Source organism: Mycobacterium sp. NPDC003449, assembly GCF_053588415.1.
Window position 1 is genome coordinate 15,044 of the sequence record NZ_JBSFPX010000092.1, and the last position, 12,734, is coordinate 27,777.

Consider the following 12,734-nt stretch of genomic DNA (forward strand, 5'->3'; position numbering starts at 1 on the left):
GCGATGCATCAGCAGTCCTTCACCTATGACCCGTTCGATCCGGCGGTGATGGCCGATCCGCTGCCGTACTACCGGACCCTGCGCGACCACTGCCCGGTGCACTACATCGACAAATGGGACACCTACGCGCTGTCCCGGTTCGACGACATCTGGGAAGTGCTCGGCGTCAACGACGGGACTTTCGTGGCGTCGGAGGGCACGCTGCCCGCCGCCAACGTCCTGGCGCACCGCAACCACGGCCCGGTACCCGATCCGCCGTTGCATCCCATGCCGTTTCACGCCAACTTCGACTCGCCGATCTACGAGGACGTGCGGCGCTGCACCTCGGCGCAGTTCCGGCCGCGGTCGGTGACCAGGCTGGCCGACCGGATCCGCGCCCTGGCCAACGAGCGTCTCGACGAGCTGCTGCCGCTCGGCCGGTTCGACCTGACCCAGGACTACGCGGGCATCGTCGCGGCCGCGATGGTCTGCGAATTCGTCGGATTGCCGGTCGATCTGGCGCCGGAGGTGCTGGCCACGGTCAACGCGGGAAGCCTCGCCCAACTCGGTGAGGGCGTCGAGGTCGGCAACGCCCGGCCCGGCTACCTGTCCTATCTGACCCCGATCGTCGAGCGGCGTCGCGCCGAGGGCGCCGACGGCAGTGCGCCGATCGCCGACAGCCTGATCGGGCACCGGTTGCCCGACGGTTCCGGGCTCGACGACACGGAGGCGGCCGTGCAGATGCTTGGCGTGTTCATCGGCGGCACCGAGACGGTCCCGAAGATCACCGCGACCGGCCTGTGGCAGCTGTCACGGCACCCCGACCAACTCGCCGAGGTGCGATCCGATCCGAGCGCCACCGTGCCGACGGCCCGCGAGGAGATCATCCGGTACGGCGCACCCGCCCAGTGGTTCGCCCGAACGGTGCGGCGCCCCTACACCATTCGCGGCACCACCATCCAACCCGGCCAACGCGTCATCACGCTGCTGGCCTCGGCGGCGCGCGATGAGCGGGAGTATCCCGATCCCGACCGGTTCCGCTGGAACCGGCCGATCGAGCGGTTGTTGTCCTTCGGTCGTGGCCAGCACTTCTGCCTCGGCGTGCACGTCGCGAGGCTGGAGATCACCATCATGATCCAGGAGTGGCTCAAACGGGTACCGGAGTACCACATCGATGAGGACGCGGCCTCGCGCCCGCCGTCGAGTTTCCAGTGGGGCTGGAACAACATCCCGGTCCAGGTGTGACATGTGGAGCTACCGTCTCGTCGCGCCGTTCACCTTCGAACGCACCGACATCGCCGGACCCACGCCGGAGTCGCTGTCCGACGGGCAGGTCCTGCTCGACTTCCTGGCGGCGGGTATCTGCGGCAGCGATCTGCCCGGATTCCGGGGCACCCAGGGCAAACTGCCCGGCGACACCGGCCCGAGCGCGGCCGAGATGAACGGTTTCCCGATCCACGAGATCGCCGGCGAGGTACTCGCCAGCCGCCACCCCGATCACCGGCCGGGGGATCGGGTGGTGGGCTGGGCCTCGGGTTTCGACGGTCTGATGGCCCGGGTGGTCGCCGACGGTGACGGCCTGGTGCCCTACGACGCCGCGCTGACCCCGCGGCTGGCCGTCGGCCTGCAACCGCTGGCCTGCGTGCTGTACGCCGTCGAGCAGCTGCCGGATCTCACCGGCCGCCACGTCGCGGTGCTCGGGCAGGGCTCGATCGGTCTGCTGTTCTCCTATGTGGCAAAGGCTTCGGGCGCGGACCGGGTCACGGGGGTGGATCCGGTGGACCGCTCCCAGCTCGCCGCCCACTTCGGTGTCGACACCACGATCAGGGCGACCAGCGACCGTTGGGTCAGACACCTCGCCGCGGCCGACAAACCCGGCATCGTCATCGAAGCGGTCGGCCACCAGGTCGCCACACTCAACCACGCGCTGGAGGCCGCCGCGTTCGGCGGCACGGTGTTCTACTTCGGGGTGCCCGACGACGACAGCTACCCGATCAGCATGCGCACCATGCTGCGCAACAACCTGACCCTGAAATCCGGTGTCACCATGGACCGTCGACGGATGCTGGGTCGCGCCGGAGAATTCGCCCGCGAGCATCCCGACCTACTGGCCCGCTACGTCACGCACACGTTCGGCACCGACGAGGTGCCGGAGGCCTTCGAGCTGGCCTGCCGTCCGCGACCGGACCGGGTCAAGATCGTGATCGCCCGATGAGCACGAACAGACTGTTGGGGGCGCTGGCCGAGCACGACCGGATCTGGGGCGGCTGGGTGGTCGGCCCGACCATCCTCGGCCCCGAGGAGTTCGCGGCCGCCGGCTACCATTACGTCGGATTCGATGTGCAGCACGGCTATCTCGACGATGCCGACGTCGCGCTGTTGCTGCGCCGCCTCGAGCGGGTCCCGATCGCCACCGCGGTGCGGCTGCCGTCGGCCGACCCGGCCCCGATCGGCCGGGTACTCGATGCCGGTGCCGACGCGGTCATCGTGGCGATGGTGGAAACCCCCGAACAGGCGGCCCAGGCGGTCGCCGCCACCCGCTACGCGCCCGGGGGAGTCCGCAGTTTCGGGCCGCTGCGCGCCGACCTGGGCCACGACCCTGCCGCACTCGAAGCCAGGGCCTGCGTGTTCGCGATGATCGAGACCGGGCCCGGACTCGACGCCGCGGACGAGATCTGCGCGGTCCCCGAGCTGACCGGGGTCTACGTCGGGCCCGCGGATCTGGCCATCTCGATGGGTATCCGGCCCGCCGACGCCTGGGCCGCTCCGGGCTTCCGGGAAGCCGTCGCGACCATCCAGTCCGCAACCCGGGCCGCCGGCATCGTCGCCGGGATCCATGCCGGCGCGGGAACACTCGGGAAAGCCATGGCCGCAGAGGGTTTTCGGATGATCACCCTGGCCTCGGAATCGCAGGCGCTGCGCCGTGGGGCAACCGAACATCTCCGCGACGCGACCGGAGGACCCGGACGCGGCCAGGAACAAAGGAGTTACCACTGAGCACACATACCGACCGCGTGGCCCTGGTGACAGGCGCGGCCAGGGGACAGGGCGCGGCCATCGTGCGCAGGTTGGCGCGGGACGGATTCCGGGTGGTCGCCACCGACCTGCTGATCGACGAGTTACGTTCCAGTACAGCCGAATACGGCGATTCTGTAGCCGGCATCGAACTCGACGTCACCTCGGCCGAGCAGTGGCGGGACGCGGTCGCGGCCACGGTGGACAGGTTCGGCGGCCTGAGCACCCTGGTCAACAACGCCGGGGTGCTGCACCGCGCGCCGATCGCCGACGAGACACCCGACGGTTTCGAAGGCAGCTGGCGGGTCAACTGCCTCGGCCCGTTCCTGGGGATCCGTTCGGCGTTGGCGCAGCTGCGGCGGGCCGAGGGAGCCGCCGTGGTGAACACCTGCAGTACCGGCGCGATTCGGGCGTTCGCCAACCATGCCGCCTACGGGTCGTCGAAGTGGGCACTGCGTGGGCTGACCCAGGTGGCCGCGGCCGAACTCGGCCCCGACGGGATCCGGGTCAACGCGGTGTTTCCCGGGCCGGTCGACACCCCGATGCTCGACCCGACCACACAGAGCCGGTTGGCGGCGCGGGCGGTGGGCGGCCGGCTGGGTAAACCGGCCGAGATCGCCGATGCCGTCGCCTTCCTGGTTTCGGAGAACGCGTCGTTCATCACCGGATCGGAGCTGATTGTCGACGGTGGCCAATGCCTGCAGATCGGATGAACATGCCCGGGCAGCTGTCGGTGGGCGTCATCGGTGCCGGACCGGGCGGGCTGGCACTGGGAATCCTGCTGAAGAAAGCCGGTTTTCGCGACTTCACCATCTTCGACCGGGAGGACGGCGTCGGCGGGACCTGGCGGATCAACACCTACCCGGGCCTGGCCTGCGATGTGAAATCGCACCTCTACTCGTACTCGTTCGATCTCAACTCCGGCTGGTCGCGGCTGTGGTCGGCGCAGCCGGAGATCCTGGCCTACTTCGAACGCTGCGCGCGGCGCTACCGGCTCGCGCCGCATCTGGCCCTCAACACCGAGATCACCGCGGCACACTGGGAGCCCGGGCCCGGCACCTGGCGGTTGAGCACCGCCGCGGGCGCGGAGTACCGGTTCGACATCGTGGTGTCGGCGGTGGGTCTGTTCACCCGACCTCTGCAACCGAATCTCGTTGAGGAGGAACCGTTTACCGGTACGGTCTTGCATTCGGCGCGGTGGGATCATTCGGTTTCACTGGCCGGCAGGCGGGTGGCCGTGCTCGGGACCGGTTCGACCGCATCTCAACTGGTGCCCGCCCTGGCCCGGGTGGCCGAGCAGGTGTATTCGGTGCAGCGATCGCCCACCTGGATCCTGCCCAAACCCGACCGGGCCTACACCGGGCGCGAACACTGGATGTTCGCCCGTGTGCCGCTGGCCAAACGGATCTACCGGACCCGGCTGTGGCTGCGCAGCGAGGCGAACATCTCGGTCATCGAGAACGGCAGCGACAAGACCCGCGAGTTCAAGGCGATCGCCCTCAAGCAGCTCGAATCGGTGGTCGCCGACGACGAGTTGCGCGCCAAACTGACCCCCGACCATCCGCTGGGCTGTAAGCGGCTGGTGTTCTCCTCGGAGTTCATCCCGGCGCTGACCCGGCCCAACGTGGCGGTGGTGGCCAGCCCGGCCAGGGCCCTGCGGTCGCGCTCGCTGGTGACCGAGGACGGCACCGAACTCGACGTGGACGTGGTGGTGTGCGCGACCGGGTACGCCGCCGCGGACTACCTGGGCCAGATCGACGTGGTGGGGGAGGACGGTGTGACGCTGCGCGAAACCTGGCGCGACGGCGCCCATGCCTACCTCGGGATGGCGATACCCGGGTTCCCGAACTTCTTCATGCTGTACGGGCCCAACACCAATGTGGGTTCCAACAGCGTCATCTTCATGCTGGAGGCGCAGGCCAGGTACGTGGTGCGGGCCCTGAAACACCTGCGGCGCAGGCGAAAACGCTATCTGGCTGTCAAACCCGCCGTGATGGCCCGGTTCATCGCAGATATCGACAGGTGGATGCGGGGCACGGTGTGGCTGACCCGGTGCAGCAGCTACTTCCGGGCACCCGGCGGGCGGGTCGTGACCCAGTGGCCGCGCAGTGCCAGGGCGTTCTGGACCATGACCCGACGGTTCCGCGCCGCCGACTACACCTTCGAGACGCCCGCCGACCGGCCGGCGGCACCGGTGCGCGCCTGGGCCGAACCGTCGGACGGGTAACCGCATGCACTGGGCGGACCGCCTCGACCCGGCGTTGCGGAGCTTCGCCGGGGCCAGGACCGACCTGTCGGCACCCGTCCTCGGGATGGTGCGGTCCTCGATCGACCAACGCCGCCGGGAGGCCGCCCGCGCCCTCGACACACCCGGCGTCGAGATCGCCGATAGCTGCGTCGATTCGGGGTCGCGCCGGATCCCGGTGCGCGTGTACCGGGGTGGATCGCCCCGGTCGCCCGCGGTCGTCTACTGCCATTCCGGGGCCTTCGTGCTGGGCAATCTCGACATCGACCACGTCCAATGCGTCGAGCTGGCCGGTCGGGGTGCCTGCACGGTGATCTCGGTGGACTACCGGCTGGCACCCGAGCATCCGTATCCGGCCGGGCTCGACGACGCGATCGCGGTGCTCGACCGGGTGGTCGCCACGGCCGCCGACCTCGATGTGGACCCGGACCGGATCGCGGTGGCGGGCAGCAGCGCGGGCGGGGCGCTGGCGGCGGTGCTGGCCCAGCGGTCGGCGGCGGGCACGGCCCCGCCGATCGTGTTCCAGCTGCTGCACCAGCCGGTGCTCGACGACCGCAGGACCGCGTCGAAGGACGAGTTCGTCGACACCCCCGGATTCGACGGGCCCGCGGCTGCCGCGATGTGGCGGCACTACCTGCCCCGGCGTGACCTCCCCGGCGCGGTACCGGCCCGCATCGCCGACGTATCGGGTCTGGCCCCGGCCTTCATCAGCTGTTCGGAGCTCGACCCGCTGCGCGACGAGGCGCTGGACTACGCGTACCGGTTGACGGCTGCCGGTGTCGGCACCGAACTGCACGTGATTGCGGGAACCTGCCACGGGTTCGACGCCCTGCTGCCCGACTGGGAGGTCAGCCGACGGCTGTTCAGCATGCAGGGCGCCGCGCTGCGCCGGGCGTTCGGTAGCTGAGGGCGGGCACCCGGGTGCGTCGCCACCGTTTCGGGCCGTGGACGATAATGCACCCACGAAACTTCGCGCAGACAATCCGTCCCTGGGGTGCGACGATGGCTGAGCGGGGAAGGCTGGCCGCCCGTGCCTATCGGGTGTGAACGCGCGCAGGCGTGCGAACGACGATTGAGAGGTAGTTATGTCGGCCGACAACGACCGGCTCGTGTTCTCCCGGGACGCCAAACACGCGAAGGAACGCGTCGACTACGGCGAACTGGACGTCCTGCTGGGCGGCCCGGTCGCGGCGCAGCCGACCGGAGCGTCCCGGCAGCCCGACGACCGGCCCGCGCAGCCCCCGGCCGGCCCACCGCCGTCGACCCCGCCCGCGGTCCCGGCCTCCGGCTTCGCCGCGCCCGGCCGGCAGCCCACCGGGTCGGAGATCACCGCCAAACTCCCGCCGGTGCCCCCGGGCAGCGACGGCTGGCGGCCGCCTCCCGGCGAGGCCTGGCCCCCGCAGGCACCGCCGCCGGGCACCGCACCGTTCCCCGGCGAGCACCGCGCCATCGACAACCTCGCGCTGGTCGGGGTGAAATCGTCGGTCAAGGTGCATTCCCACCGCGGCTGGCGGGGGCTGCTCTACCGCACCACCCGGATCAACCTCGGGCTCTCGCCGGATGAGCGCTACGAGCAGGAGTTGTATTCGCGGATCCGCCGCAACGCGCGGGAGTCGTACCAGATCGGCGTCTTCGGCCTCAAGGGCGGCGTCGGCAAGACCGCGGTGACGGTGGCGCTCGGGTCGACGCTGAGCCGGGTGCGCGGTGACCGCATCCTGGCCGTCGACGCCGATCCGGCCGGTGGCAACCTGGCCGACCGGGTCGGACGGCAGTCGGCCGCCACCATGGCCGACCTGCTGGCCGCCAAGGACCACTCGCGCTACACCGATGTCCGCGCGTTCACCAGCATGAACGAATCCAAACTGGAGGTGCTCTCCAGCGCGGAGTACAGCGGCGCCCCGCGGGCGTTCGACGACACCGACTGGATCGCGTCCACCGGGATCGTGTCGCGGCACTACAACCTGGTGCTCGCCGACTGCGCGGCCGATATGTTCCAGCCGGCGGCCCGCGGTGTGCTCGAGACGGTGTGCGGCGGTGTCATCGTGGCGAGCGCGTCGATCGACGGGGCCCGCCAGGCCGCGGTGACCCTGGACTGGATGCGCCAGCACGGCCATCAGGATCTGTTGAGCCGGTCCTGCGTCGTGATCAACCACATCGGCCCCGGCAAGCCCAACGTCGACATCGGTGACCTGGTGCATCAGTTCCAGAAGCATGTGGCGCCCGGCCGCGTCTTCGTGCTGCCATGGGACAAACACATCTCCTCGGGCACCGATATCCACCTCGACCTGCTGCGGCCCAAGTTCCAGCGCCGGATCCTCGAACTCGCGGCGGCCCTCTCCGAGGACTTCGAGACACCGAACCCCGCCTGAGCGCTCAGCCCGCCGCCAGTTCGCGGGCCACCGCGGCGTGGTACTTGTCGATATTGGCCGGGTTGACCACCCGGAACAGGGCGTCCGGCAGCGGTGACTCCTTGTAGGCCTCGATCGTCATCGTGCGGCCGAACAACGTGATGTCGGCACCCGGGCGGGTGAACTGATACTGCACGGTGATCCGGCCCGCCATGCCGCCGTTGCCGTCGCGGTCGTGGCCGAGCCGGCCGACCGAGTTGAACACCCACATCCGGGGTCGCATCGCGATCGCCAGCTGCCAGGTGTAGAGCTGGGCACCGTCCGGACCGGTCTCGGTCCAGGTGTCGCCGACCCGCAGCGGCAGCCGGTCGGGCAGGGCGTCGATATGGGCGCTGCCCGGATAGGTTCTGGTCCAGTTCGCCGGGTTGGTGACGAAGTCGTAGACGGTCTCGGCGGACTGGGTGAACGCGGTCTCCGAGCTGGTGGTGACGATGCCCATCGGGGTGCCTTTCGGTTGCTACTGGGTGCGGCCGCATCCCGGGGCGGTCCCCGACGCGGGGAGTTCGGCCAGTACCCGCGCGCGGGCCGGATCGAAACTCAGATAGTCGACGATGGGTAGGGATTCGGGCGGGGGTTCGGGGTAACTCCAGGCCACATCCTCGATCACGGTGTCGCCGATGACCGCCGACCAGTAGGTGGCGGCGCCCTTGTAGTTGCAGTAGCTGCTGGTGTCGCTGCGCCGCAGCAGCTCGGTGCGCACCAGCCCGGGGTCGACGTAGAGCCGGGGCTCCAGCGCGGTCTCGAACAGGACGACGGTGTCGTCGGTGTCCACCAGGACCACATCCGCGGCCGTGACGCGCAGGCGGCGCCTGGTGGGCCTGCAGTCGACGCGGTGATACGGGTTGGGCGGATAGTGCACGAGGCGCCGGCCTTCTTCGAACCAGGTGTCGACGGCATCCCATGGCACCGAGACGTAACCGGGTGCCTCGGCCACCGGCCGGCTGGGCAGATCGCCGACCAGGGCGGCGGGGAACGCGTAACTGAGCGGGTGGCCGGCCCGGTGCACCATCAGGACCTGTTCGGTGTCGAGCTCGACCGTGCCGGCCCGCACCGCCTGTACCCGTCGCGGGTGTGGTTCGACGTAGACCACGGCACCGGGCAGTTCAGGGGTGAACCAACCGGCCGGTTGTGTACCCAACGGTCCGCGCCCCGCCACGAGACTCATTGCCCCACCTCCACTTTGCGGTCGTACCCAAAATACGAGCTTTACAGATTAACGAGAAAATGTCACGCTGGTGGGCGAGGCGGGTCTGCTCGGTAGCGCAGCCCGAGTGAACCGATTGGATACCCATGTCGCCACAGACCTTCACCGCTGCGCCCGGCCCCGTCGTGCTCGCGCGGTCGCGTCCACCCGAACGTCACCGAGTGCTGCGCTACGAACTGAACGTCGCGGGGTCCGGTGCCGTCGACCTGGTCTCCGGTATCGGGGGCTGGTTGTTCGATCAGCGAATGGCCGGTTGGCATATCGGTATCTGCCTCGGCGGTACGGTGCGCGACGACCGGGGAGCCGAGCGCGCCCTGCGCATTCTCGGCGCGAAAACTGTTGAACTTCACGGATTATGGACGTCGATGGCGGATGCTCCGGAAGCGGTCGTGCTGACCGTGATCGAGACGGGCCGGTTCCAGACCGACGATGACGTCCGGCTGCGCGGGCTCACCGCGCTGCGTGAGGGAGCGGGCGAGATCGCGTTCTGGGGTGCCGGTGGGCCGGGGCCGATGGTGGCGGCCCGGCCGGTGCACTACCGATTGAGCGCTGCGGCACGGGCCTTCAAGGCACATGCCCTCGCCGCGCTGGACGCGGATCCGGCGTCGGCCGGCTGGGCCGAGACGGTGTACCGCTGCGGCGGTGTGAGCACGCCGCAGCGTTGATGTCGGGGGTGCCGCTACCGGATCCAGCCGCGGCGGCGCAGCCACCAGTCGCGCCCGACCGCGAACACGATAATGGCGGCGAACCCGATCAGGAACCAGTCCTCGACGTGCCCCACGTGATTGCCGTGCATCATCACCAGCAGGAATACCGCCGACAGCAGCCCGCCGATGTGGATCACGGTGATGTTCTCCTTGGACCAGCCCCACTCCGCGGAAGGCACGTCCTCGACGTCGACGCCGTCGCGTCGCTCCACTTCGGTGTTGGCCACGGGTTGCTCCTCGGGATCGGGCGGGCTTCGGGCTGACCACATTCTGGCATACGACACTGTGTCGTATGCAGTCGTCCCGACTCGGGAGCAGCGCAGGTTGCCCGATCCCCGGCGCTCACTATGATCACGCGATACCTGGGCGAACGGGGGAGGTGCTCGATGAAGCGCATGCCAGTGCGGGTCGGCCAGGCCGGCGCGGCCGGCGCCCTGATCGCCGTCGGGATCGGACTCGGCGCCTATAACGCCTGGTGGGTGGCGCTGCTCATCGCCATCCCGCTCATCGTCGCGGGGCTCGCGATCGCGCCCCGGCCGTCCCGCATCTCCGAACTCGACGCATTCCACCTCGGCGCATTCCACGGGGGCCCGGCCGCGGACGCGGTGCCGGTCCGGGTGGACGCGCTCACCCGCAGCAGCCTCGCCGACGACGATCTGCAACCGACCCTGGTGACCGCGACGATCAGCCCGCCCCACGACACCGGATACCAGGCGCGGTGGATCACCTCGATGTCACGCGGCAACTTCCGCGCGTTGACCGAGAATCCGGTCACCGCACTGCCGCCGGATCGGCTGCCTGCCCGCGAGGTGACCCGTCCGCCAGGGTTCGACGACCACCCCGGCGCCCCGGCCGCGGTCTATCCGGTGGTCACCGTCCTCGTCGCACTCGCGGTGCTGTTCGGTGTCGGCGACGCCTGGCACATCTCGCTGGACCGGGCGCCGACCCAGGCGGCGCCGCGCGCCGACAGCGGTCCGACATCGAAGAGCATGAACCTCAACGCCCGCAGGGACGGTATGCTGCGGGCGATCACCGAGAAGTTCGGCCCCGCGGCGGCCAACAATCTGCTCGATCTCCGCTTCACCGGCAGCGGGTCCGATTACGGCACGGTTCTCGACCCGACCAACGGGGACGCGACGATCGTGTACATCAACAACGGTGGTGACGCGTTCACCACGCCTTCGCCGCAGGTGCTGCGCAAGGACAGCACATTCACCGGGGTCGATATCGCGTCGACCGATCTGGAGGCGATCACCGACAAGATGGCCCGGCAACTCGATACCGCGGGGCGGCTGAGCAAGCTGGATTCACTGCAGATCAAGCGTTCGGGCCCCGGCGCCCCGGTGGTCCTGACCGGCACCTTCGGCGGCAAGACCGTCGACGCGCTTCCGGACGGCACCGTCGGCGAGATCTTCAATCCTGCTGACTTCACCGTGTCATTCCAAAAGGCGCGAGATGCCTTGGCGCTGGCCGGGATCGCCCCGTCGGATCGGGTGCTGACGAACTTCGAGATCCGGGGCACCCACCGGGCCACCCCGACGGCGCACGCGAGCGAACTCCAGACCAGCGGCGGTGTGCTGCTCGAGTTCCAGACCGGTGACCGGGCCGGCCAGGTCACCGTCGTACCGGGGGAGCTCCCCGAGGTCACCGACGAGTCCCCCCACTGGCAACCACAGACCTTCGCCTTCGACGATGTCTCGCTGGAGGTCTTCGAATCCGTTCGCGCCCAGGCGATGCGACGCGGCGCCCTGGAACCCTACGAACGTGAAGCGGTCGAGATCTGGATGACGGACCGGTCGATCGACCGGTTCCGGTTGGCGGTCCGGATCGAAATCGCGGGTGTGGAAGCGGCGACGGGGACGTACTCGGTCACCGGCGAATTCCTCGCGCCGGGCGCCATCTGACCCGTCAGGTGGGCCACGCCGCCGCCGGGCTCAGCTCGGCCTGGCGGCCTCGATGGCCCGACGGGTGACCCCTTCCAGCTGCGCGAGTTGAACTTTGGGTGGGTGCAGGACACCACGGTCGACGAGCTTGGTGACGATATCGCGGACCCGGCCGTAGTACGTCGCCTGCTCGGCGGGCGTGGTGCTCGACGCCGCATGGTTGTAAAGCTTGAGCGCGGTGTCCATTTCGGTCCGGTCGGCCGCTTCGAGATAGGCCGTGCCGACCTTGCGGCCGTGCGATTCGCAGGCGATCCAGGCTCGCCGCAGCGCCACCACCGCCTGCTGGTAGGCGTCGGCCAATCCCCGGTTGTCCGGATAGGCATCGGTGCGCAGGGCCTGTGCCTCGTCGAGCGCGACGTGGAAGGTCTGGGTGGGCTCGACGGTCACGTCGGTGATGGCGGGATAGCGCAACAGCATCGCGGGGTCGAGTTCGTAGACGCCGTAGGAGCCGAGGATGTCGGCGTGGCGCCGGGTGGCCTCCTCCCACAACCGCTTTGCCGCCTCGTCGCTCCCGGCGTCGGCGATCCGCGCACCCGGGACAGGCGCTTCGGCAACGGATTCCGCGTCGGCGCCGCGGTCGGGCCCGGGCAGGGCCGCCTTCAGCCGGCTCAGTACCTCCACCGCCGCGGGGTCGGATCCGACCACGGCGACCCGCCACTCCTCGGTGCCGGTCCCGGGGTCGAAGGTCAGCGTGAGGTACTTCTGCCCACGAACCGTCAGGTGCCGACCGTTGGCCGTCGCCGAGGTCTCCGCGGCCGGGCCGGCCTGGCTCACCGCGATCAGCGACGCCAGCGGGTAGCCGACGATTCCGTGGGTTTCGTGGCCGAGGTAGACGGTGTCCTCGTCGACGGTGATCAACACCGCGCCCGCGGCCCCCAGCCGTCCGTATGTCACCGCACCCAGCGCGACGATGACGAACCCCGCCACGACGACTGCGGTGAAGGGTCCCGGGAGTCCGGCGGCGTTGAGTCCCACCAGCGCGATCATCCCCGCCACCAGGGCGGTGAGCGATGCGACGGCACCCAGACGGTGGCGCTCGGTCAGGTATTCGGTCCGAGCGGTCACCGGGACCGCCCGGGCATCCCCGGTTGAGCTCATGCGCGAACGTGGTCCCTCGGTCCGATGTCTCAGGCATTACCTGTTGTGGGCGTGCCTCAGCATACGGTGGCCTCGCGGGCCTGTTCGGCCCGACCGAAGCGGCAGTCGGGCCCCGCGCCTGGGCGGCGCGGGGCC

Annotated in this window: 13 protein-coding genes; 9 read left to right on the plus strand and 4 right to left on the minus strand. The window is 69.7% G+C overall.

The window, feature by feature from the left end; genetic code table 11:
* The first annotated feature begins 3 nt into the window (after window positions 1-3).
* The 7 genes from ACWDTP_RS21955 (at window position 4) to ACWDTP_RS21985 (ending at window position 7,608) form a co-directional block, all read left to right on the plus strand.
* Window positions 4-1,224 (plus strand): cytochrome P450, encoded by a 1,221-nt coding sequence (locus ACWDTP_RS21955; protein WP_450023611.1) that lies wholly within the window; start codon window positions 4-6, stop codon window positions 1,222-1,224.
* 1 nt (window position 1,225) lies between these two features.
* Window positions 1,226-2,194 carry a zinc-binding dehydrogenase gene (locus ACWDTP_RS21960; RefSeq protein ID WP_450023613.1) on the plus strand — a complete coding sequence of 323 codons (969 nt, stop codon included), beginning with the start codon at window positions 1,226-1,228 and terminating at the stop codon, window positions 2,192-2,194.
* Window positions 2,191-2,976 (plus strand): HpcH/HpaI aldolase family protein, encoded by a 786-nt coding sequence (locus tag ACWDTP_RS21965; RefSeq protein WP_450023615.1) that lies wholly within the window; start codon window positions 2,191-2,193, stop codon window positions 2,974-2,976. The genes ACWDTP_RS21960 and ACWDTP_RS21965 overlap by 4 nt, the downstream gene beginning before the upstream one ends.
* A gap of 17 nt (window positions 2,977-2,993) precedes the next feature.
* Window positions 2,994-3,707, plus strand: a complete 714-nt coding sequence (locus tag ACWDTP_RS21970; protein ID WP_450023617.1) for an SDR family NAD(P)-dependent oxidoreductase — start codon at window positions 2,994-2,996, stop codon at window positions 3,705-3,707.
* Window positions 3,689-5,221, plus strand: a complete 1,533-nt coding sequence (locus ACWDTP_RS21975) for a flavin-containing monooxygenase (RefSeq protein ID WP_450023619.1) — start codon at window positions 3,689-3,691, stop codon at window positions 5,219-5,221. The genes ACWDTP_RS21970 and ACWDTP_RS21975 overlap by 19 nt, the downstream gene beginning before the upstream one ends.
* A 4-nt stretch (window positions 5,222-5,225) precedes the next feature.
* Complete coding sequence (locus tag ACWDTP_RS21980; protein ID WP_450023621.1) at window positions 5,226-6,146, plus strand: alpha/beta hydrolase; 921 nt, start codon at window positions 5,226-5,228, stop codon at window positions 6,144-6,146.
* Between the two features lie 178 nt (window positions 6,147-6,324).
* Entirely contained in the window at window positions 6,325-7,608 is a 1,284-nt protein-coding gene (locus ACWDTP_RS21985; protein WP_450023623.1) for a nucleotide-binding protein, read from the plus strand.
* 4 nt (window positions 7,609-7,612) lie between these two features.
* Here the strand turns inward: ACWDTP_RS21985 and ACWDTP_RS21990 are convergent, their stop codons facing one another.
* Together ACWDTP_RS21990 and ACWDTP_RS21995 are read right to left on the minus strand one after the other, a co-directional pair.
* Window positions 7,613-8,086, minus strand: coding sequence for an SRPBCC family protein (locus ACWDTP_RS21990; RefSeq protein WP_450023625.1), 474 nt, complete (start codon window positions 8,084-8,086; stop codon window positions 7,613-7,615).
* Between the two features lie 18 nt (window positions 8,087-8,104).
* Window positions 8,105-8,812, minus strand: coding sequence for a DUF427 domain-containing protein (locus tag ACWDTP_RS21995; RefSeq protein ID WP_450023627.1), 708 nt, complete (start codon window positions 8,810-8,812; stop codon window positions 8,105-8,107).
* 125 nt (window positions 8,813-8,937) lie between these two features.
* Here ACWDTP_RS21995 and ACWDTP_RS22000 point away from each other — a divergent pair, with 125 nt between their 5' ends.
* On the plus strand, window positions 8,938-9,516 hold the full coding sequence (locus ACWDTP_RS22000; protein WP_450023629.1) for a hypothetical protein: 579 nt from the start codon (window positions 8,938-8,940) through the stop codon (window positions 9,514-9,516).
* A 14-nt stretch (window positions 9,517-9,530) separates the two neighbouring features.
* Here the strand turns inward: ACWDTP_RS22000 and ACWDTP_RS22005 are convergent, their stop codons facing one another.
* Entirely contained in the window at window positions 9,531-9,785 is a 255-nt protein-coding gene (locus ACWDTP_RS22005; RefSeq protein ID WP_450023631.1) for a DUF2631 domain-containing protein, read from the minus strand.
* 159 nt (window positions 9,786-9,944) lie between these two features.
* On the opposite strand from ACWDTP_RS22005, the gene ACWDTP_RS22010 reads away from it, so the two are divergent.
* On the plus strand, window positions 9,945-11,462 hold the full coding sequence (locus ACWDTP_RS22010) for a hypothetical protein (protein WP_450023633.1): 1,518 nt from the start codon (window positions 9,945-9,947) through the stop codon (window positions 11,460-11,462).
* A 30-nt stretch (window positions 11,463-11,492) separates the two neighbouring features.
* Here ACWDTP_RS22010 and ACWDTP_RS22015 read toward each other — a convergent pair whose 3' ends face one another.
* A complete protein-coding gene (locus ACWDTP_RS22015; RefSeq protein ID WP_450023635.1) occupies window positions 11,493-12,599 on the minus strand; it encodes a hypothetical protein in 1,107 nt (368 codons plus the stop codon).
* Between the last annotated feature and the right edge of the window lie 135 nt (window positions 12,600-12,734).

Excerpts from the sequence above, each read along its gene's own strand:
- ACWDTP_RS21955 (WP_450023611.1), top strand. The coding sequence starts at position 4 with ATGCATCAGCAGTCCTTCACCTATGACCCGTTCGATCCGGCGGTGATG.
- ACWDTP_RS21960 (WP_450023613.1), top strand. The coding sequence starts at position 1,226 with ATGTGGAGCTACCGTCTCGTCGCGCCGTTCACCTTCGAACGCACCGAC.
- ACWDTP_RS21965 (WP_450023615.1), top strand. The coding sequence starts at position 2,191 with ATGAGCACGAACAGACTGTTGGGGGCGCTGGCCGAGCACGACCGGATC.
- ACWDTP_RS21975 (WP_450023619.1), top strand. The coding sequence starts at position 3,689 with ATGCCTGCAGATCGGATGAACATGCCCGGGCAGCTGTCGGTGGGCGTC.
- ACWDTP_RS21980 (WP_450023621.1), top strand. The coding sequence starts at position 5,226 with ATGCACTGGGCGGACCGCCTCGACCCGGCGTTGCGGAGCTTCGCCGGG.
- ACWDTP_RS21985 (WP_450023623.1), top strand. The coding sequence starts at position 6,325 with ATGTCGGCCGACAACGACCGGCTCGTGTTCTCCCGGGACGCCAAACAC.
- ACWDTP_RS21990 (WP_450023625.1), bottom strand. The coding sequence starts at position 8,086 with ATGGGCATCGTCACCACCAGCTCGGAGACCGCGTTCACCCAGTCCGCC.
- ACWDTP_RS21995 (WP_450023627.1), bottom strand. The coding sequence starts at position 8,812 with ATGAGTCTCGTGGCGGGGCGCGGACCGTTGGGTACACAACCGGCCGGT.
- ACWDTP_RS22000 (WP_450023629.1), top strand. The coding sequence starts at position 8,938 with ATGTCGCCACAGACCTTCACCGCTGCGCCCGGCCCCGTCGTGCTCGCG.
- ACWDTP_RS22010 (WP_450023633.1), top strand. The coding sequence starts at position 9,945 with ATGAAGCGCATGCCAGTGCGGGTCGGCCAGGCCGGCGCGGCCGGCGCC.
- ACWDTP_RS22015 (WP_450023635.1), bottom strand. The coding sequence starts at position 12,599 with ATGAGCTCAACCGGGGATGCCCGGGCGGTCCCGGTGACCGCTCGGACC.